The sequence below is a fragment of the Amycolatopsis heterodermiae genome (genome assembly GCF_034929455.1).
GTDB classification, from domain to species: domain Bacteria; phylum Actinomycetota; class Actinomycetes; order Mycobacteriales; family Pseudonocardiaceae; genus Amycolatopsis; species Amycolatopsis heterodermiae.
In genome coordinates, this window is sequence record NZ_JAYFSI010000023.1 from 55,544 (window position 1) to 75,388 (window position 19,845).

At 70.1% G+C, this 19,845-nt stretch carries 19 protein-coding genes; 9 read left to right on the forward strand and 10 right to left on the reverse strand.

The annotated features are described in order from the left end of the window. Positions 1-2 precede the first annotated feature (2 nt). Positions 3-1,142, reverse strand: coding sequence for a serine hydrolase domain-containing protein (locus tag VA596_RS48630; protein ID WP_323337483.1), 1,140 nt, complete (start codon positions 1,140-1,142; stop codon positions 3-5). Between the two features lie 41 nt (positions 1,143-1,183). Here VA596_RS48630 and VA596_RS48635 point away from each other — a divergent pair, with 41 nt between their 5' ends. Further along, positions 1,184-1,558 (forward strand): MerR family transcriptional regulator, encoded by a 375-nt coding sequence (locus tag VA596_RS48635; protein ID WP_323337485.1) that lies wholly within the window; start codon positions 1,184-1,186, stop codon positions 1,556-1,558. Here VA596_RS48635 and VA596_RS48640 read toward each other — a convergent pair. After that, positions 1,545-1,916 carry a winged helix-turn-helix transcriptional regulator gene (locus VA596_RS48640; protein ID WP_323337487.1) on the reverse strand — a complete coding sequence of 124 codons (372 nt, stop codon included), beginning with the start codon at positions 1,914-1,916 and terminating at the stop codon, positions 1,545-1,547. The two genes, VA596_RS48635 and VA596_RS48640, sit on opposite strands and share 14 nt — an antisense overlap. 102 nt (positions 1,917-2,018) lie before the next feature. On the opposite strand from VA596_RS48640, the gene VA596_RS48645 reads away from it, so the two are divergent. The 3 genes from VA596_RS48645 to VA596_RS48655 all read left to right on the forward strand — a co-directional run bounded on the left by VA596_RS48645 (position 2,019) and on the right by VA596_RS48655 (position 5,029). Further along, on the forward strand, positions 2,019-2,876 hold the full coding sequence (locus VA596_RS48645) for an alpha/beta fold hydrolase (RefSeq protein ID WP_323337488.1): 858 nt from the start codon (positions 2,019-2,021) through the stop codon (positions 2,874-2,876). Continuing rightward, complete coding sequence (locus VA596_RS48650; protein WP_323337490.1) at positions 2,873-3,694, forward strand: MBL fold metallo-hydrolase; 822 nt, start codon at positions 2,873-2,875, stop codon at positions 3,692-3,694. The genes VA596_RS48645 and VA596_RS48650 overlap by 4 nt, the downstream gene beginning before the upstream one ends. A gap of 120 nt (positions 3,695-3,814) precedes the next feature. Then, positions 3,815-5,029, forward strand: coding sequence for a glycosyltransferase (locus VA596_RS48655; protein ID WP_323337492.1), 1,215 nt, complete (start codon positions 3,815-3,817; stop codon positions 5,027-5,029). Between the two features lie 48 nt (positions 5,030-5,077). On the opposite strand, the gene rox is transcribed toward VA596_RS48655, so the two are convergent. The 3 genes from rox to VA596_RS48670 form a co-directional block, all read right to left on the reverse strand. Continuing rightward, entirely contained in the window at positions 5,078-6,517 is a 1,440-nt protein-coding gene (gene rox, locus VA596_RS48660; RefSeq protein ID WP_323337494.1) for a rifampin monooxygenase, read from the reverse strand. A gap of 192 nt (positions 6,518-6,709) precedes the next feature. Then, on the reverse strand, positions 6,710-7,876 hold the full coding sequence (locus VA596_RS48665; protein ID WP_410172002.1) for a C40 family peptidase: 1,167 nt from the start codon (positions 7,874-7,876) through the stop codon (positions 6,710-6,712). Then, complete coding sequence (locus VA596_RS48670; protein ID WP_323337496.1) at positions 7,873-8,835, reverse strand: nucleoside hydrolase; 963 nt, start codon at positions 8,833-8,835, stop codon at positions 7,873-7,875. The genes VA596_RS48665 and VA596_RS48670 overlap by 4 nt, the downstream gene beginning before the upstream one ends. Positions 8,836-8,887: 52 nt before the next feature. On the opposite strand from VA596_RS48670, the gene VA596_RS48675 reads away from it, so the two are divergent. Continuing rightward, positions 8,888-9,643: an acyltransferase gene (locus VA596_RS48675; RefSeq protein ID WP_323337498.1), complete on the forward strand. Its 756-nt coding sequence runs from the start codon at positions 8,888-8,890 to the stop codon at positions 9,641-9,643. A 43-nt stretch (positions 9,644-9,686) separates the two neighbouring features. Further along, on the forward strand, positions 9,687-10,064 hold the full coding sequence (locus tag VA596_RS48680; protein ID WP_323337500.1) for a hypothetical protein: 378 nt from the start codon (positions 9,687-9,689) through the stop codon (positions 10,062-10,064). Between the two features lie 12 nt (positions 10,065-10,076). Here the strand turns inward: VA596_RS48680 and VA596_RS48685 are convergent, their stop codons facing one another. Both VA596_RS48685 and VA596_RS48690 read right to left on the reverse strand, forming a co-directional pair. Further along, positions 10,077-11,402: an APC family permease gene (locus VA596_RS48685; protein WP_323337502.1), complete on the reverse strand. Its 1,326-nt coding sequence runs from the start codon at positions 11,400-11,402 to the stop codon at positions 10,077-10,079. Next, a complete protein-coding gene (locus VA596_RS48690) occupies positions 11,399-12,280 on the reverse strand; it encodes a carbon-nitrogen hydrolase family protein (protein ID WP_323337504.1) in 882 nt (293 codons plus the stop codon). Before VA596_RS48690 ends, VA596_RS48685 begins: the two co-directional genes overlap by 4 nt. Positions 12,281-12,355: 75 nt before the next feature. On the opposite strand from VA596_RS48690, the gene VA596_RS48695 reads away from it, so the two are divergent. Further along, positions 12,356-13,060: a FadR/GntR family transcriptional regulator gene (locus VA596_RS48695; protein ID WP_323337506.1), complete on the forward strand. Its 705-nt coding sequence runs from the start codon at positions 12,356-12,358 to the stop codon at positions 13,058-13,060. Between the two features lie 249 nt (positions 13,061-13,309). Here VA596_RS48695 and VA596_RS48700 read toward each other — a convergent pair whose 3' ends face one another. From VA596_RS48700 to VA596_RS48710, 3 genes are read right to left on the reverse strand one after another with little or no spacing between them, the layout of a single operon-like run. After that, positions 13,310-13,879, reverse strand: coding sequence for an NADAR family protein (locus VA596_RS48700; protein WP_323337508.1), 570 nt, complete (start codon positions 13,877-13,879; stop codon positions 13,310-13,312). A gap of 21 nt (positions 13,880-13,900) precedes the next feature. Continuing rightward, a complete protein-coding gene (ilvA, locus tag VA596_RS48705) occupies positions 13,901-15,157 on the reverse strand; it encodes a threonine ammonia-lyase IlvA (protein ID WP_323337510.1) in 1,257 nt (418 codons plus the stop codon). Positions 15,158-15,196: 39 nt separating this feature from the next. Continuing rightward, positions 15,197-16,621, reverse strand: coding sequence for a short-chain fatty acyl-CoA regulator family protein (locus VA596_RS48710; protein WP_323337512.1), 1,425 nt, complete (start codon positions 16,619-16,621; stop codon positions 15,197-15,199). 229 nt (positions 16,622-16,850) lie between these two features. On the opposite strand from VA596_RS48710, the gene aceA reads away from it, so the two are divergent. After that, positions 16,851-18,128 (forward strand): isocitrate lyase, encoded by a 1,278-nt coding sequence (gene aceA / locus VA596_RS48715; protein WP_247061830.1) that lies wholly within the window; start codon positions 16,851-16,853, stop codon positions 18,126-18,128. Positions 18,129-18,218: 90 nt separating this feature from the next. Continuing rightward, positions 18,219-19,826, forward strand: coding sequence for a malate synthase A (aceB, locus tag VA596_RS48720; protein ID WP_323337515.1), 1,608 nt, complete (start codon positions 18,219-18,221; stop codon positions 19,824-19,826). The last annotated feature ends 19 nt before the right edge of the window (positions 19,827-19,845 follow it).

Below are 19,845 nucleotides of genomic sequence, written 5' to 3' on the forward strand. Positions count from 1 at the left end.
GATTATCCCAGCGCGTCGTAAACCGCCTGGACGTACGTGCCGCTGCGGTCGGAGCCGATGATGCCCGGGCCCATCTTGTTCATCATGTACGAGATGGTCAGGCGCCGGTCGAGGTCGGTGATGATCATCGAACCGCCCCAGCCGCCCCAGAAGCAGATGCGGCCGTCCGGGATCGACGGCACCGCCTCGCACAGCGGCAGCCCGTAGCCGATGCCCCAGCGCAGCGGGACGCCGAGCCCGAGGTCGACGCCGTTGGCCTGCTCCTCGAAGATCAGCTCGATCGTGTCCGGGCCGAGCAGGCGGACGCCGTCGACCGTGCCGCCCAGCGCGAGGGCCGAGAGGATCCGCGCGACCGAACGCGCGTTGCCGTGCCCGTTCACGGCGCCGAGGTCCGCGCGGCGCCACGCGGGCGTGTTGGCAGCCTCCGCGTCGATGGCCGGGCCGGTCAGCGTCTTGACGATCACGTTGTCCGCACCCAGCGCTTCGAGGTCGAACTGCGCCGGCGGCGGCGGGACGACGTCGGCGATCCGGCCCCAGTCCGCCTCGGCGGCGCCGATCTGGAAGTCCGCGCCCAGCGGCCCGGCGATCTCCTCGGCGACGAACGCCTTGAGCGGCTTCCCGCTCACCCGGCGGACGACCTCGCCGACCAGGTGCCCGAAGTTCGACGCGTGGTAACCGGAAGCCGTCCCGGGCGTCCACCACGGCGCCTGCGCGGCCAGCCGGGCCGTCGACGTCTCGAGGTCGTAGAGGTCTTCGACGACCGCGGGCTGCTCGAGGCCGGAGACGCCGGACGTGTGCGAGAGCAGGTGCCGGACTTCCACGCTCTCCTTGCCGTTGGCGGCGAACTCCGGCCAGTACCGCGCGACCGGCGCGTGGACGTCGAGGTCACCACGGTCGACGAGCATCAGGGCGGCCAGGCTGGTCACGGTCTTCGTCGTCGACCAGACGTTGGTGATGGTGTGCTCGTCCCACGCGACGGTGCGGGCCTGGTCGCGGAAGCCGCCCCAGAGATCGGCCACGACCTCGCCGTCGAGGTCGATGACGAGGGACGCGCCCAACTCGTCACCCGAGGTCACGTTCTTCTCGAGCGCGGCGCGGACGTCGTCGAAGCGGCTGTCGTGCTTTCCGTGGATTTCGGTCATGCGGGCTACGCTAAGACCTGACGTCGACGTCAGGGGCAAGCGTGCGAATCGGTGAACTGGCCACGAAGACGGGGGTGAGCGTCCGGGCGCTGCGGTACTACGAGCAGCAGCACCTGCTGACGTCCGAGCGCAGCCCGAGCGGGCAGCGGCAGTACCCCGACGGCGCCGTGGGGCGCGTCGAGCTGATCCAGGAGCTCTACGCGGCGGGCCTGTCGAGCCGGACGATCGTCGGCATCCTGCCGTGCGTCGTCACCGGCGAGGTGACGCCGGAGCTGCTCGACCGCCTCGCCGCCGAACGCGACCGCATGACCGCCCGCATCGGCGACTTGACCTCGACCCGCGACCGCCTGGAAACGATCTTCACGACGTCCACCGAGTCCCTGGCCGCGGGAAAGCCCTGCGCTATCCCGGGCTGACGTCACGCGCCCGGTCGATGGCCGCCATGTTCTGCTCGGCCCAGTTCCGCAACGCGGCGAGCGGCACTTCGAGCGACCGGCCCAGGTCGGTCAGCCGGTAGTGCACCTTCGGCGGCACCGTCGGCTCCACCCGGCGCGCGACCAGGCCGTCGCGCGTCAGGCTCTGCAGCGTCACCGACAGCATCTTCTGGGAGACGCCCGGCATCCGCCGTTGCAGCTCGGCGAACCGCACCTCGGCCGGGCCGGCCTCGGCCAGCACCTTGACCGCCATCGACGTCCACTTCGTGCCGATCCGGTCCAGCAGCCGGCGCGTCGGGCACTTCGGGTCGAACAGGTCGCCTCGGCCGGAGGGGGTCACCTGGAGCTCACCACCTGTCGTGAAAGTGCCGTCTTGGCTCTTCGGAAGCCGTTACCTACCGTTTGCCGGTAACCAATGGTAACCACCTTCTCGGGAGGCAGCGTGCGCGAGTATCGGGTCGAGGCGAACGGCATCGAGATCGCCGTGGCCGACGACGGCGAAGGGCCCGCGGTCCTGCTGTTGCACGGCTTCCCGCACACCTGGCGGCTCTGGTCCGCGGTCATCCCGCACCTGGCCCGCGACCACCGGGTCCTCGCGCCGGACCTGCGTGGTCTCGGCGCGACCACGCGCGCCACCGGCGGCTACGACGCCGGGAACCTCGCCGCGGACGCCGAAGCCCTCCTCGACGCGCTGGACGTGCCGACGGCGTCCGTCGTCGGCATCGACGCGGGCACGCCGCCCGCGTTCCTGCTGGCGATGCGACGTCCCGAGCGCGTCCGGCGGCTCGTCCTGATGGAGTCGTTGCTGGGCCACCTGCCCGGCGCCGAAGCCTTCCTCGCCGGCGGGCCGCCGTGGTGGTTCGGTTTCCACGCCGTGCCGGGGCTGGCCGAGACGGTGCTGGCCGGGCACGAGGCCGAGTACGTCGGCTGGTTCCTCGACGCGGGCACCCGGGGCCGCGGGGTGCCGCCGGAGATCCGCGAGCACTTCGTCGCCGCCTACCGCGGCCGCGAGTCCCTCCGGTGCGCGTTCGACCACTACCGGGCGATGCCCGCGAGCGCCGCGCAGATCGCGGACGCCGTCGCGGCCGGCCGTCTCACGGTGCCGACCCTGGCGATCGGCGCCCACCCGGTCGGTGACACCCTCGCCCGCCAGCTCCGGCCGATCGCCGACGACCTCACCGAGCACCTCGTCGAGGACTGTGGTCACATCGTGCCGCTGGACCGCCCGGACGTGCTGGCGCCGCTGCTGACGTCGTTCCTTGACCTCGACCACGCTGGAGCTTCAAGACTGGCCCCATGACGATCTGGATCTGTGGAACCTGCGGGGTCGAGCACCCCGACACCGAACGGCCCCCGGCCGGCACGTGCGCGATCTGCGCGGACGAACGGCAGTGGGTGCCCACCACCGGTCAACAGTGGACGACGCTGGACAAGCTCGCGGCCGACGGGCACGAGGTCGTGCACCAGGAACCGGAACCCGGACTGCACCGGTTCAACCGCGAACCGCGGTTCGGCATCGGCCAGTGGACGCACCTCGTGCCGACGTCCGAAGGCAACCTGCTGTGGGATCCGCCGAACCACCTCGACGCGACGCTGGCCGCGAAGATCGAGGAGCTGGGCGGTGCCGCCGTGATCGTGGCCAGCCACCCGCACATGTACGGCTCGCAGGTCAGCTGGAGCCACCGGCTCGGGCGTGTCCCGGTGCTGGTGCACGCCGCCGACCGGCGGTGGGTGCGGCGCGAGGACCCGGTGCTGCGGGAGTGGTCGGGCACCGAGCGGATCCTGCCCGGGGTGACGCTCGTCGAGGCGGGCGGCCATTTCCCCGGCGCCGCGGTGGCCCACGTCGAAAACGGCACCGGCAATCTGCTGCTGACCGGGGACACGATCGTGCCGGTGGCCGATGCGCGGTGGGTGACGTTCATGCGCAGCTACCCGAACATGATCCCGCTTTCCGCGGGCCTGGTGCGGCGGATCGTCGAGCGGCTCGAACCGTACGAGTTCGATCGCGTGTACGGCCTGCTGGGCGGCGTGGTCCCCGAAGATGCCAAGGGCGCGGTACGCCGCTCCGCGGAGCGCTACATCGCCTGGGTGAGCGGGGCGAACGACGACCTGGCGTGAAAGGACTATTTCTCCGCCCCCTTCAATTTATAGCCGACCCCGGGGCTTGCGGCAAGGCCGGGGTGATGCCGCAGAATTGCCCGCCGTAAGCCGGAAAACAGGGGAAATGGGGATTCTGCGGTGCGTGTTTTGCTGACGACGTGGGGATCACGAGGGGACGTCGAACCGCTGGTGGGGCTCGCGGTGGCGTTGCGGGAACTGGGTGCGGAAGCGCTGGTGGCTGCGCCACCGGACGAGGATTTCGTGAAGCTGCTGGACCGGGCGGGCGTGCCGCTGGTGCCGCTCGGCCCGACGGTGCATTCGGTGGTGGCCGGCCCGAAGCCGCCGACGGGGAAAGATGCGTTCAAGCTCGCTCCGGCACTGGTTGCCGCGCGGTTCGAAACGCTCGGTGCGGTAGCCGGGAAATGTGACGTCGTGGTGGCGACCGGCCTGCTGCCGGCGGGTGCCCGGGACGTGGCCGAAAAGCGGGGCATCCCGTACGTGTACGCGTGCTTCCACATCTTCGGGCTGCCGTCGCGAAAGTTCGCCCCGGGACTGCGGCCGGGCACGCCGGTGCCGGGGGAGGAGACCACCATCGAGGAAAGGTGGGAGCAGGACGCCGCGGCGGTGAACGGGTTGTACGGCCCGGCGCTCAACAGCCACCGGGCGGCGATCGGCCTGCCGCCGGTGGACAACGTCCGCGACCACGTCTTCACCGAGCGGCCGTGGCTGGCGGCGGACCCGGCGCTGTGCCCGTCCGAAGGCATGACGAACTTCGACCTGGTGCAGTCCGGGGCGTGGATCCTGCCCGACGACCGGCCGCTGCCGGATGGCCTGGAGGCGTTCCTGGACGCCGGCGAACCGCCGGTGTACGTGAGCTTCGGCAGCATGGCCGCGTACGCCCCGGCGGGCATCGCCCGCGAAGCCACCGAGGCGGCCCGTGCGCAGGGCCGCCGGGTCGTCCTCGGCCGCGGCTGGGCCGGCCTGGAGGCGATCGACGACGCCGACGACTGCTTCGTCGTCGGCGAGGTCAACCAGCAGGCGCTGTTCCGCCGGGTGGCCGCGGTGGTCCACCACGGCGGCGCGGGCACCACGACGACGGCCGCCCGAGCCGGCGTGCCCCAGGTCGTGGTGCCCCGCATCGCGGACCAGCCGTACTGGGCCGCGAGGGTGGCCGAGCTGGGCATCGGCGTGGCGCACGAGAACCCGGCACCAACGGCCGAGTCGTTGTCGGCCGCGTTCGCCACGGCCCTGGCCCCGGAGACCCGAGCCCAAGCGGCGGCGGTGGCCGGCACGATCCGCGACGACGGGGCGACGGTGGCCGCGAAGCTGCTTCTTGACGTAGCGGGCTCGTGACCAGGTGAGCCGTGCCGCGCGCCGCACCCGGCGGCGCGCGGCACACGCTCAGACGGGCTCGCCGAACCAGCGGGCGAGGTGGTCGTCCAGGTCCCGCTGATCGTCGCCGATCCAGGCGACGTGACCGTCTGGACGCAGCAAGACGCCCGGCACATCCACCGCCGCGGTGGGATCCGCAAGGTGGTCGACCCGCTCCGACCACCCACCGGCGGTCAGACGTTCGGTGCGGTCCAAAAGCAGACCACGGCCGCGGTGCATCAGGTCGTAGAGGCGACCGTCCTTCACGTCGATGTCGCGCAGACGTCGCCCGAGCAAGTCGGGGCCGTCACCGAAGTCGTAGCGGATGTCGATCGAAGTGATCTTTTCGATCAAATAGCGATTCACCTCGTCGAAGTCCATCAATTCGGTGAGCAGCCGGCGCACGGCTTGCGCACCCGGCTCGGGGGACATCAGCTCCATCTGGGCCCGGGTGTTGTCCAGGACGTCCGCGGCGACCGGATGACGTTCGGCCTCGTACGTGTCCAGCAGTCCTTCCGGCGCCCAGCCGCGGACCTGCGCGGCCAGTTTCCAGCCGAGGTTGAACGCGTCCTGAACGCCCAGGTTGAGGCCCTGCCCACCGGTCGGCGGGTGGATGTGCGCCGCGTCGCCGGCCAGCAGCACCCGCCCGACCCGATACCGCTCGGCCAGCCGGGTGGCGTCGCCGAAACGCGACAACCAGCGCGGCGAATGCACCCCGAAATCCGTCCCGGCGATGGCGCGCAGCTGGCGTTTGAAGTCGTCGAGGGTGGGCGGTTCCGCCCGATCGCTGACACCAGCCGCAGGGACCACGACGCTGTAGACCCCTTCGCCGAAGGGCCTGAGCCAGAACGGCTTGCGGGTCTCGCTGATTTCGGCCACCTTGGCGGCGATCTCCTCCGGCGGCGCCTCCGCTTTCAGCTCGCCCATCAGCGTGTCGGTCCGCGAGGGCTCGCCGGGAAAGCCGACGCCGAGCAGTTTGCGCACGGTACTGCGCGCGCCGTCACAGCCGACGAAATACCGCGAACGCAGCTGCTCGCCGGTGTCCAGCTCGACGGTCACGCCCTCGTCGTCCTGCTCGAACCCGGTCACCGTGCACCCGCGCCGGACCTGCGCACCGAGGTCGATCGCGTGCTCTTCGAGGAGCCGGACGATGACCGGCTGCGGAATGCCCAACAGGTAGGCGTGCGCGGAATCCAGGCCCGGGGGCACGGGTTTGCCGATGGCGGCGAAGAATCCGGCGGCCGGACGCTTTCTTCCGTGTTCGAGCAGGCGATCCAGCAGCCCGCGCATGGCCATCAGTTCGAGGCTGCGGATGTGCAGGCCGACGATGCGGACGAACGAAACGGGCTCGGTTTCCCTCTCCAGGACGAGTACCCGTACGTCGTGCAGCCGCAGTTCGGCGGCCAGCATCGCGCCAGCCGGCCCGCACCCGGCGACGATCACGTCGAAGCTGAGGGACGAAGAATCCATGGTGGTGCCTTTCGGGAGTGCCTGGTGGCGGCGCTCCCGGCGACACCTGCGTCAGTCGCCCGGCCGTGACGGCAGGGGGAGCACCCACATCGCTACTGCGTTCATGGGTCTCACCTCCTCGGACGTGTCACGGTTCGAGTGCAAGCTACCGCCCGGCCCGCACCCCGTCCAACGCTTTCCGGCCGCGGTGGATCAGGCGGTCGGACGGCCCGCGCCGGCGTAGTCGTCGCCGTCCTTGCGGTAGCTGTGGACCTGCACGGCCTGCCCGGTCTGCGGCGCGTCGATCATCTGCTGGTTGCCGATGTACAGCCCGACGTGGTGGATCTTCGTCGTCGGCTCGCCGTAGAAGATCAGGTCGCCCAGCTGCGGCTCGGTCACGTGCGAGACGCTGCGGTACTGCGTGTCGGCCGTCCGCATCAGCTTGACGCCCGCGCTCGCGTACGCCGCCGTCGTCAGGCCCGAGCAGTCGAAGCCCGGGTCGTTGCCGCCGGTGCCGTTGCCGCCCCAGATGTAGGGGAGGCCGATCTTGTCGATGGCGAAGTTGACCGCGCTCAGCACCGCCGCGTTCGGCGCGGCCGAGCCCTGGCCGACCGTGCCGTAGACGTTGACCGTCGCCAGCGTCCGGTGCAGGAACAGCGGCGCCGACTGCAACGCGCTCACCGAGTCCCACCAGGTCTGGCCCTGGGAGAGGTCGTGGCCGTCGGCGCACAGCGCGCGGCCCGTGGTCAGCGCGGCGTCGTCGATGTTCTGGACGTCCGGGCCGCTCCCGTTCGCGCTCGCCTTGTACTTGGCCCAGATCGACGGCGACAGCTGCATCGGCCCGGCGGCGTTCGCCGTCGAGACGACCTTGTTGTAGAAGTCGTGCACCTCGATCGTGCCGAGCGCCTTGTCCATCGCGCCGGTCTCGGCGATGTGCCTGCCCTGCGCGCGGCCGTGGTCGGAGGTGACCTTCCCGACCGCCGCCAGCGTCACCCACGACAGGTGACAGCCGGGGATCTCCTTGGTAAGCGTCACCGTGGCCTTGGCGTAGCCGGTCATCGCGCGCAGCGGGATGTCGAGCCACTGGCTGGTCTTGGACGCCCAGGCGTCGAACTCGCTGGCCTGCGGCACCTTCGGCTGGGTCGGCGTCGGCGTGGTCGTCTTCGGGACCACGGTCGTCGACGGCGTCGGCGCGGCCGTCGCGGCGGCGTTCTCGGCCGTCTCCTGCTTCGGCGCGAACTGGATCGCGACCACGAGCGCGGCCGCGATCACGACCACCGCGGCCACCACGATCCCGGCCTTCCGGCGGTGGGGCGCTCTCGCTTCGGTGTCCTTCGGGTCCTCTGTGTCCTCCGGGACGACCACGGGCTCGTCGCTCACCGCGCGGCCCCGGTCAGCCGGTCGAGCACGAAGCCGCGGAGGCCGTCGAGGTCGGTGTCCATCGCGACGTCGATCAGCCGCCCGGGGGAGAACTGCGGATCGTCTTCGCCGAGTTGCCGCCGATCGACCAGGGTCTGGCCGCGCGCCGGCCCCAGCCCGCAGTCGACGTCGACCCGGTAGGTCTCGGTGTGCAGGATCCCGGGCGAAATCGCCTCCGCGACGGCGACGGCGTCGTGCATGACCATCCGGTCTTCACCGAAGACCCGCGTGTAGTGCCGGCGGTAGGTGGAGGTGAGGCCTTCGAGCGTCGCGCCGACCGGCCCGGACGCGGCGAGCTTCGCTAGCCACTCGGCGTCGACGGCGCAGCGGTGCGTGAGGTCCAGCGGCACCAGCACCACCGGGACGTCCTCCTCGACCAGCACCCGCCGGGCCGCCTCGGGGTCGCTCCAGATGTTGAACTCGGCCGCCGTCGTGCTGTTGCCGAAAGTGACACCACCGCCCATGACCACCAGCCGCGCGATCTTCTCCCGCGCGCCCGGGTGGGCGGCCAGCAGTGCGGCGATGTTCGTCAGTGGTCCGATCGGCGCGATCGTCACCGGCTCGTCCGCCGCCTCGAGCAGCGCGAGCATCAGGCCGACGGCGTCGCGCTCGTCGAGCGGCCGGGTCGCGTCGGGCAGCGTGTCACCGTGCCCGGACAGGCCGTCGCCGCCGTGGACCTCTTTCGCGTCACGCGGCTTCGAGTACACCAGCGGGCGGGCCGCGCCGGCCGCGACCGGCACGTCGGTGCGGCCGAACAGCTCGAGCAGCCGCCGGGCGTTCGCGGTGGTCTTGTCCAGGGGCACGTTGCCGAACACGGTCGTCACGCCCAGCAGGTCGACGTCCGGCGAGACCGCGGCGAGCGCGATCGCCAGCGCGTCGTCGACGCCCGGGTCGGTGTCGATGATCAGCTTCGTGCCCATCCAGCTCCCCTTGCCTGTGAACCCGTCCCGTACACAGGTTACGGTCACCGGCATGACGTCGATGTGGGGTGCGCCCGCTCTTTCGCGGGTGCGGGCCTGGCGGCAGGCCCGCCGCGACCCGCGGCAGGCGAAGTTCCTGACCGCCGACTCGCTGCGCTGGGTACTGCGCAACCGCGCGTACACGCCCTGGTACCTGGTTCGGTACTACCGGCTGCTCAAGTTCCGGCTCGCCAACCCGCACATCATCCTGCGCGGGATGCTCTTCCTCGGGAAGGACGTCGAGATCCACTGCCGCCCCGGCTACGGGCGGCTGGAGATCGGCCGCTGGGTGCACATCGGCGACGGCAACGCCATCCGCTGCCACGAGGGTTCGCTGCGGATCGGCGACAAGTCCGTGTTCGGCCGCCAGAACGTCATCAACTGCTACCTGGACATCGAGCTCGGCGCGGCCACGCTGGTCGCCGACTGGGTGTACATCTGTGACTTCGACCACGTCATTTCGGACATCCACGTCCCGATCAAGGACCAGGGCATCGTGAAGACGCCGGTCCGCATCGGCCCGGACACCTGGCTCGGCACCAAGGTCAGCGTGCTGAAGGGCACCCGCATCGGCCGCGGTTGTGTGCTCGGCGCCCACGCGGTCGTCCGTGGTGACATCCCGGACTACTCGATCGCCGTCGGCATGCCGGCCCGCGTGGTGCGTAACCGCGAAGACGACTACGCCGCCGACGCCGCGCGCCGAGAGGCCGTCGCGGACATGGCCCGCAAGGCGAACAAGGCCCTGCAGAAAACCCTCGGCGAGCAGTAGATCCACTCAGGTTCGTCGTCGCCGATCCGGCCATACTGACCGGGTGGGGGAAGTTCGCGCGTTGTGGACCTCGGTCGTCCTGGCGCTGTGCGTAGTTGGCCTGGTGCTGGTCGTCCCGTTCCTCGTGCTGCAGGGATTCCTGCGGAGCGTGCCGGTGTTCGGCACGAGCTCGCACGACGGCGACGGCTACCTGACCTGGGCGGCCTGGCTCGGCGCGGGACTGCCGCTGATCGGCGTCGTCGTGGCGGCTCTCGGGCGCCGCCGCGGGTGGACGTGGTTCTTCGCGCTCTGTCTGCTCGTAGCCGCCGCGGTGGCCGGCGCGAAGTGGGTGGACGACGTCCGCCACGCCCCACCGCCACCGCCGGAGCCGCGCCACTGCGTCGAGCACAGTGGCGGCGGCACCGAATGCCCGGGCGGCTGACTACCTCTCGAACTACTCCTCGAACGTCATCTCGGGCGGCGGCCGGCGGAAGCCGCGGGTGATCGCCGCCAGCACGACGATCCCGATCGCCAGCCAGACCAGGCCGAAGATCAGCGCGATGCCGTCCAGGTTGACCAGGAGCCAAAGATCGACCACGGCGCCGATCACCGGGAAGACCACCCAGGTCAGCGCCCGTTTCCCGGACCGGTCACGCAGCCACGTCGCGATCACGCTGACGTTGACGAACGTGAACGCCGTGAACGCGCCGAAGTTGATGAACGACGTCGACGTGCTGACGTCCAAGGCCAGGGCGACCAACCCGACGAGCCCGGTCAGGACGATGCCGAACACCGGCGTCGCGAACTTCGGCTGCAGCTTGCCGAAGACCCGCGGCAGCACGCCGTCGCGGCCCATCGCGAACATCAGCCGCGACGCGCTCGCCTGCGCGGCGATCCCCGACGCGAACTGAGCCACGACCAGACCGGCGAGGAAGAACGACGCGAAGAGGTTGCCGCCGATCGTCGTCGCGATTTCGAACGCGGCGGACGACTCGTCGGTGAACGAGCTACCCGGGTGCGCGAGCTGGGTGAAGTACGCCAGCACGATGAAGATGCCACCGCCGATCAACGCGGTGAGCAGGATGGCCCGGGGGATCGTCTTGCGCGGCTCGGTCGTCTCTTCGGTCAACGTCGTCACGGCGTCGAACCCGAGGAAGGAGTACGTCGCGAGCGCGGCGCCGCCGGAGATCGTGCCCAGCGTGGCGCCGGGGTGGAAGAACGGCTGCGTGCTGGCCAGCGGATCCCCGACGTGCAGCACCTGCTTGATCGAAAGTACGACGAAGAAGCCGATCACCAGGATCTGGAACGCCATCAGCACGAAGTTCGCCTTCTCGGCGATCTTGATGCCGAGGACGTTGAGGATCGTCGTCAGCAGGATAAAAGTGATCAACCAGATCCAATTGGGCACGCTCGGGAACTCGGCTGACAGGTAGGCGCCCCCGATCAGCCAGATCACCATCGGCAGGAAGAAGTAGTCGAGCAGCACCGCCCAGCCGACGAGGAACCCGGCGCGCGCGTCGACCGCTTTCCGGACGTAGGTGTAGGCCGAGCCGGCGACGGGGTGGGTGGCGGCCATCTTCCCGTAGCTGGCCGCGGTGAACAGCATCGCGACCAGGGCGAGCAGGTACGCCGAGGGCACCGTGCCTTCGGTCGTCGTCGCGACGATGCCAAAGGTGCCGAGCACGATCAGCGGCGCCATGTAGGCGAGCCCGAACAGGACGACACCGGGCAGGCCGAGCCGGCGCTGCAGGGCGGCCGGGGCCGCGGCCGTGGAGGTCATCGGTCGTCTCCTTCTCGTGGACGCCAGCGGTCCGGGTCGATCCGGCCCTGGTAGAGCGGCAGGGGCAGCGGCGCGTCGGCCGGGGTGAACTGCTCCCACATCCGGTTGGTGCCCGCGGTGCCGTCCCGCCGAACGCGCGCCACCTCGTCGAGATCGATCGTGTGCGCGAGGACGCCCTCACCGGGCCCGGGCAGCGCACCGAGGACGTCCCCCTCCGGCCCGACCAGCAGGCTGTCACCCATGCCGAACGGCCCGGCCGTGTTCACACTGGCGACGAACACCTGGTTGACGATCGCGTTCGCCCTGGCCAGCACGAGTTCCTGGGCGCGGTCGGGGGTGGTGGTCTGGACGGGGTTGAGCACGACTTCGGCCCCCATCCAGGCAAGGTGCCGTGTCACCTCGGGGAACCACGCGTCGTAGCAGATCGAGAAGCCGACTCGCCCCGCGTCGGCCAGATCGGCGACGACGAACTCCTTGCCGGGGTCGTACGGCTCGTGCGGCCGCCACGGGAAGACCTTCCGGTACCAGCCCGCCAGCTCGCCTTGCGGAGAAAAGACCAGGGCCGTGTTGAACAACTCGCCGTGGTCACCTTCTTCGCAAACGGTGCCCGGCGCGAGCCAGATCCCCAGGTCGCCGGCCAGTTCGCCGAGCTGCTTGGTCCGCGACCCGTGCAGCGGCTCGGCGGCGGCCCGCAGCTGCTCGGTCCGTTCGTCCCCTTCACCATCGACGCCGCAAAGGTGCAGCTCGGGGAACGCGGCGAGGCGCGTCTCCGGAAACCGTCGAAGCACGGTCTCGACCTCGCCCGCGTAGTCGGCGAGGACCCCTCCGGCGGGCCTCGGCGGCGCTTGCACCAGAGCGATGGGCAGTGGTCGCGGCATGGACGGAAAATAGTCCATCTTGAACACTTAAACAAGAGTGATCAGGATGAGCAATTTGTGCGGTACGGTCGGTTCATGGCCAAGGCAGACCTGGACGCCCCCGCCCTGACCGGCATCCGGCGGCTGTCGGCGCTGGACACGGTCCGCGCCCGGATCGCCCTCGCCGTCGAGCTGCGCCTGCTGAAACCGGGCGAGCGCCTGCCGCCGAACAGCGACATCGCCCGAGCCCTGGGCGTCGCCGAGATCACGGTCCGCCGCGCCCTGGAGGCGTTGGCCGAAGACGGCCTGATCGAGCGACGCCGCGGCCGCGGCGGCGGAACCTTGGTCGCCGAGCATCCCCCTGGGAAGCGGGTCAACGAGGTCGTCGCCTACTTCGAGTCGGCCGCGGAGGTCCGCGAGCTGATCGACCACCGCCTGGTGCTGGAGACGGGCCTGGTCCAGCTGGTGGCCACACGCCGCCCCGACGTCGAGCGCCTCCGGGAGCTGGTCGCCCGAATGGACACAGCGACAGGCTGGGCGGAGTTCCACGAGCTGGACGCGGAGTTCCACCGGACGGTCGCCGCACCGGGCCCGCCGGCCGCGGTCCGCCAGTACGAGACGGTGCTGGCGGAGCTGTACCGGTTCTACCTGCCGTACCCGTTGCAGAAACTGCGCGAGTCCAACGGCGAGCACGCAAAGCTGGTGAAGGCCCTGGCCTCAGGAAACCGAGAGGCGGCAACCCGCATCACCCGCGACCACGTGGGAGGCCTGCACCAGACGATGTTCGTCGCACTGTCCTGACCTGCGATTTCACCCGTGGTCGAGTTCTGGTCACGGCTTCGGGCCGGAGGTGAGCCGGATCGATCGTGGTCGAGATTCGGACGAGGCCCAGCCGCCCGGCGGTGGTCGGGATCGGGCAGATCCCAGCCGCCGGTCGGGTCCGGACAAAGCCCAGCCTTCCGGCTGTGGTCGGATTCCGGACGAGGCCCAACCGCCTGGTCGTGGGTGGGGGTCTTGCCAGTCCAGTCGACTCCCGCGCACTGAAACAGGTCAGCGGTTGCGCAATTGCTCCCGGACCTCCATCAGGGCGAACCCGAGCAGGTTCAGCCCGCGCCAGTAGTCCGGCCTGTCCGCGTTCTTCTCCTCCCGGGCGAGGCCGCTGCCCCACACCAGGTCCTTCTTCGACGCCTCGACGAGCACGGCGTCACCGGTGCCGAGGAGGAACCGGCGCAGGTCGCGGTGCGCGCCGAACTTGGCGAGGTTGCCGTCTTCGACGATGTCGTAGCGGTGCCGTTCCCACGTCTCGTTGTCGTACCCGGCGACCTCGCGCCCGAGCACCTTCGCCGTCTTCGGGTCGGGTGCCTGCCGGATCAGCTCGGCCTTCTCGTGGTCGCCGAACAGCTCGGCCTTGCCCGCCATCATGTAGTGCTCGGCGGTCGGGTAGCGGACGCCGCCGACCTCGAACGGGTCGAGGAACCACTGGCTCAGGCAGCTCGCCGTCACCTGCGGCGTCTTCGCCGGCGCGTGGCCGTAGAACAGCAGGTACTCGGGCTCCGCACCCTCGTGGACCTTTTCGCGCAACGCTTCGACACTGCGGACTCCGTCGACCTTCACAACCATCCGCCTAGTGGACCACAGCGCTCACAGCAGGAAGTGGAAGAGGGGGCTCCCGGGCTCGATCCGCTCCACCTGTAGCGGGCTCGCGTCCATCCGGGCGAGCAGTCCGGGCAGGTCGGCCGAGCGCGGGATTTCGATGCCGACCAGCGCCGGGCCCATCTCGCGGTTGGTGCGCTTGACGTACTCGAAGCGCGTGATGTCGTCCTCCGGGCCGAGCACCTGCTCCAGGAACCGCCGCAGCGCGCCCGGCTCCTGCGGGAACCCGACGAGGAAGTAGTGCTTCAGCCCTTCGTGCATCAGCGAGCGTTCGAGGATCTCGCTGTAGCGGCTGACGTCGTTGTTGCCGCCGGAAACCACGACCACGACGGTCTGGCCGGGTTCGACGTCGACGACCGTGCCGAGCGCGGCTGCGGCGAGCGCGCCCGCGGGCTCGGCGATGATGCCGTCGGACTGGTACATCGCCAGCATCTCGGTGCAGATCGCGCCCTCGACGACCGACGTCAGCTCGGCGCCGCTCTCGCGGATCAGCGGGTAGGTGACGCTGCCGGCGATGCGCACCGCGGCGCCGTCGACGAACGAGTCGAGCTCGGGCAGCCGCACCGGGTGCCCGGCGGAAAGGGCCGCCGCCATGCAGGCCGCGCCCGCCGGTTCGACGCCGACGATCCGGACCTCGGGGTGCCGCTCCCGCAAGTAGCTGCCGACGCCCGCGAGCAGCCCGCCGCCGCCGACCGGGACGACCACGACGTCGGGGACGAAGCCGAGCTGCTCGATCACCTCCAGCGCCACCGTGCCCTGGCCGGCGACGGTCCGGACGTCGTCGAACGCGGGCACCAGCGTCGCGCCGGTGCGCTCGGCGTCCTCGTTGGCGGCCGCGAAGGCGTCCTCGTACGTCTCGCCGACGACGATGACCTCGATGTGCGCGCCGCCGAGCGTCGCGATGCGCTCGCGCTTCTGCCGCGGCGTGGTCCCCGGGACGTACACGCGCCCGTTCGCGCCAAGGCGGCGGCACGCGTACGCGACGCCCTGCGCGTGGTTGCCGGCGCTCGCGCAGACGACGCCGAGCGCGCGCGTCGGGGCGTCGAGCTGGACGATGAAGTTGTAGGCGCCGCGGATCTTGTACGACCGGACGGTCTGCAGGTCCTCGCGCTTCACCCAGACCTGGGCGTCCACCCGGGACGACAGCCGCGCGCTCGGCTCCAGCGGCGTGCGGGTCACCACCCCGGCCAGCCGCTCGGCGGCCTTTTCGATGGTCGCTGCGGTCACCGTGTCGATGTCGTGCACCTGGGAGAATCTACGACTCCGGCGTCGTACCCGATCCGGCTACCCCTTGGGCACCGCCGGGTACGGGACGAACGTGCTGGTGTTCTCGTCGACCGTGAGCTGCTTGCCGATCGTCGGGAACGCGCGCTGCGAGCAAGCGGGGCGTTCGCAGACTTTGCAACCCATCCCGATCGGGGTGGCCGCCGCGGGCTCGTCCAGGTCCAGGCCCGTCGAATAAACGAGCCGTCCCGCGTGCCGCAGTTCGCAGCCCAGGCCGACCGTGAACGTCTTTCCCGGGCTGCCGTAACCGCCGATGTTGCGCGACACCGTCCGCGCGATCCAGAAGTAGCTCTTGCCGTCGGGCAGCGTCGCGATCTGCGTCAGGATCTTGCCCGGCTGGGTGAACGCCTCGTAGATGTTCCACAGTGGACAGGCGCCGCCGACGCGGGAGAAGTGGAACCCCGCCGCGGACTGCCGCTTCGACATGTTCCCGGCCCGGTCCACGCGCACGAACGAGAACGGCACCGCGCGGTGCTTCGGCCGCTGCAACGTGGACAGCCGGTGGCAGACGGTCTCGAAGCCGACGCCGTAGTGGTCGCACAGCCGCTCGATGTCGTAGCGGAAGCGCTCGGCCGCGGCCAGGAACGGGCCGTACGGGAGGATCAGCGCCCCCGCGAAGTAGTTCGCCAGGCCGACCCGGGCCAGGGATCGCGCGGCGGGGCCGGAAAACGCCCACGAGTCGGCCAGTTCGGTGATCAGGTCGTCGTACTCGAGCAGGGCGATCTGGGAAGCCATCCGGAACGCCTGCTGCCCGACGCGCAGGCTCGGCGCGAGCCGCAACGTCCGGCTCAGGGGTTCGTAGCGGTGCTGCTGACCTGCCGCTTCGTCGATGCCGTCGCTGGTCACTTCGACGCCGTAGCGCTGGGAAAGGCAGTCCTTCAACGCCCCGAGCACCTGGCCGCGCCGCAGCGGGATGTCGGCTGCCATCCTCTCGGCGCGTTCGTCCAGCTCGGCGACGTAGTTCTCGCGCTCGTAGAAGAAGTCGCGAACTTCCTCGTGCGGCAACGCCGAGGCCGCGCTGCCGTGCAGGCCCAGGCCGTTTTCGGTGGTCAGCGCGGCGGTGTTCTCGACGGCGTGGCGGTAGCTGCGGTGCAGCTTGACCAGGGCCTGGGCGATCGCCGGCAGGTTCGTCGCCAGCTCGTTGAGCTCGCTCGTCGTCACGTCGACGCCGAGCGATTCGTCGAGCAGCGCCTCCTTGACGTCGGCCACCAGCCGGGACGTGTCGTTGTTGGCGAAGAACTCGGTGTCCACGCCGAACGCCTGCGTGATCCGCATCAGCACGGGGACGGTCAGCGGGCGCGAGTTGTGCTCGATCTGGTTGAGGTAGCTCGGTGAGATCTCCAGCACACGGGCGAGGTCGGCCTGGCTCATCGCCCGGCTTTCGCGGAGGTGCCGCAGCCGCGCTCCGGCGAAAGTCTTCTCCATCCGAGCCCGCCTTTCCGGAAGGTTTCCGGTCCTGAACGGTTACGTGAACGGTCAAGAACGCGGATTTTCGTGGCCGTTGCGAACCGGTGATTCGCAACCTTTGCAAAGAGCGTACGTACCCTTCGCACAAATTGGCAAATTGGACGACTGGATCGGATTTCCCCTGGCGTGCAAGGTTCAGGTCAAGCAAGGCGAGCAATCGCAAACTTCGCAACACCGGGAGAGTCCGATGACCGAACAGGCCAAGCAGGCGGCCGCGGAGCTGACCGCGAAGTGGGCGAACGACCCCCGCTGGGCGGGCGTGCAGCGCTCCTACTCGGCCGAGGACGTCGTCAAGCTGCGCGGCAGCGTCGTCGAAGAGCACACCCTGGCCCGCCGCGGCGCGGAGAAGCTGTGGGACCTCCTGCACACCGAGGACTACATCCACGCGCTGGGCGCGCTCACCGGCAACCAGGCCGTCCAGCAGGTCCGCGCCGGCCTGCAGGCCATCTACCTGTCCGGCTGGCAGGTCGCGGCCGACGCCAACCTGGCCGGCCAGACCTACCCCGACCAGAGCCTCTACCCGGCCAACTCGGTGCCGGCCGTGGTCCGCCGCATCAACAACGCGCTGGGCCGCGCCGACCAGATCAACTGGGCCGAGGGCAACACCGACATCGACTGGTACGCCCCGATCGTCGCCGACGCGGAAGCCGGCTTCGGTGGCCCGCTCAACGCGTTCGAGCTGATGAAGGGCATGATCGCGGCCGGCGCCGCGGGCGTGCACTGGGAAGACCAGCTCGCGTCCGAGAAGAAGTGTGGTCACCTCGGCGGCAAGGTGCTGATCCCGACCAAGCAGCACGAGCGCACGCTGAACGCCGCGCGCCTCGCGGCCGACGTCCTCGACGTGCCGACCCTCGTGGTCGCCCGCACCGACGCGCAGGCCGCGACGCTGCTGACCAGCGACGTCGACGAGCGTGACCAGCAGTTCCTCACCGGCGGACGCACCGCCGAGGGCTTCTACGAGGTCACCAACGGCATCGACCCGTGCATCGAGCGCGGCCTGGCCTACGCCCAGTACGCCGACCTGCTCTGGATGGAGACCTCGAAGCCGGACCTCGAGGTGGCGCGCAAGTACGCCGAGGCGATCAAGGCGAAGTTCCCGGACCAGATGCTGGCCTACAACTGCTCGCCGTCGTTCAACTGGAAGAAGCACCTGGACGACGCCACGATCGCGAAGTTCCAGCGCGAGCTCGGCCACATGGGCTACAAGTTCCAGTTCATCACGCTGGCCGGCTTCCACGCCCTGAACTACTCGATGTTCGACCTGGCGCACGGTTACGCCCGCGAGGGCATGACCGCCTACGTCGACCTGCAGGAGCGCGAGTTCGCGTCGGAGGCCCGTGGTTACACCGCCACGAAGCACCAGCGCGAGGTCGGCACCGGTTTCTTCGACCAGGTCGCGACCGCCCTGAACCCGACCAGCTCCACCACGGCGCTGAAGGGTTCCACGGAGGAAGCCCAGTTCTGACGCACTTCGCGGGCCGGCGGCGACCCCTGCGCCGCCGGCCCGCGACCCCCACTTCCCTTCCCTGCACAGCTCTGCTCGCGGAGGCATCCCATGGTTGATCGACTGAACTACCGCATCGAGGTCACCGGGCCGGTCGAGGGCCGGTTCGCCGAAATCCTCACCCCGGCGGCACTCGACTTCCTGGCCAAGCTCGACAACACGTTCGCCGGCCGCCGGCGCGAGCTGCTCGACGCCCGCCGCGTGCGCCGCGAGGAGCTGCAGTCGGGGGAGAAGCCGCTCGGCTTCCTGCCCGAGACCCGCCGGATCCGCGACGACGAGTCCTGGAACGTCGCGCCGACCGCGCCGGGCCTGGAGGACCGCCGCGTCGAGATCACCGGCCCGACCGACCGCAAGATGACGGTCAACGCGCTGAACTCCGGCGCGAAGGTCTGGCTGGCGGACTTCGAGGACGCGACGTCGCCGACGTGGCACAACGTGATCGACGGCCAGCTCAACCTGTTCGACGCGATCCGCCGCAACATCGACTTCACCACCGAGGCCGGCAAGCAGTACACGATCGGGGACGACCCGGCGACGATCGTCGCGCGTCCCCGCGGCTGGCACCTGGTGGAGAAGCACATCCGCATCGACGGCCGTCCCGTGTCGGCGAGCCTGGTCGATTTCGGGCTGTTCTTCTTCCACAACGCCCGCCAGCTGATGGCCCGCGGCGTCGGCCCGTATTTCTACCTGCCGAAGCTCGAGAACCACCTCGAAGCGCGACTCTGGAACGACGTCTTCCTGCTGGCGCAGCGCGAGCTCGGCGTCCCGCGCGGCACGATCCGCGCCACCGTGCTGATCGAAACGATCACCGCCGCGTTCGAGATGGACGAGATCCTCTACGAACTGCGCGAGCACGCGGCGGGTCTCAACGCCGGGCGCTGGGACTACATCTTCAGCATGATCAAGAACTTCGCCGCGCACGGCGCCGACTTCGTGCTGCCGGACCGCGCGCAGGTCACGATGACCGTGCCGTTCATGCGCGCCTACACCGAGCTGCTGGTGCGGACGTGCCACAAGCGCGGCGCGCACGCCATCGGTGGCATGGCCGCGTTCATCCCGAGCAAGGACCCCGAGATCAACGCGACGGCGCTGGAGAAGGTCCGCGCCGACAAGGAACGCGAGGCCGGCGACGGGTTCGACGGCTCTTGGGTCGCGCACCCCGGCCTGGTCCCGGTCTGCCGCGAGGTGTTCGACGGCGTGCTCGGCGGCTGGCCGAACCAGCTCGGCAAGCTCCGCGAGGACGTCGACGTCATGGCCGAAGACCTGCTCGACGTCGCGAGCGCCGGCGGCGAAGTCACCGAAGCGGGTGTCCGCGCGAACATCAACGTCGCGCTGCGCTACGTCGACGCGTGGCTGCGCGGCACCGGCGCGGCGGCGATCCACAACCTGATGGAGGACGCGGCCACCGCGGAGATCGCGCGCTGCCAGATCTGGCAGTGGATCCGCAACGGCACGAAGCTCGAGGACGGCACGGCGCTCACCCGCGAGCTGACGGTCGAGTTCCTGGACGACGAACTGGCGTCGGTCCGCGCGGAACTCGGCGACGGCAACCGCTTGGGCGACGCGTACGAGATCTTCACCGAGACCGCGCTCGGCGAGAAGCTGCCCAGCTTCCTCACCACGGGTGCCTACGCGCGGTACCTCACAGACGCCCGGTAGCAGGGCTCCGACGGTCCCT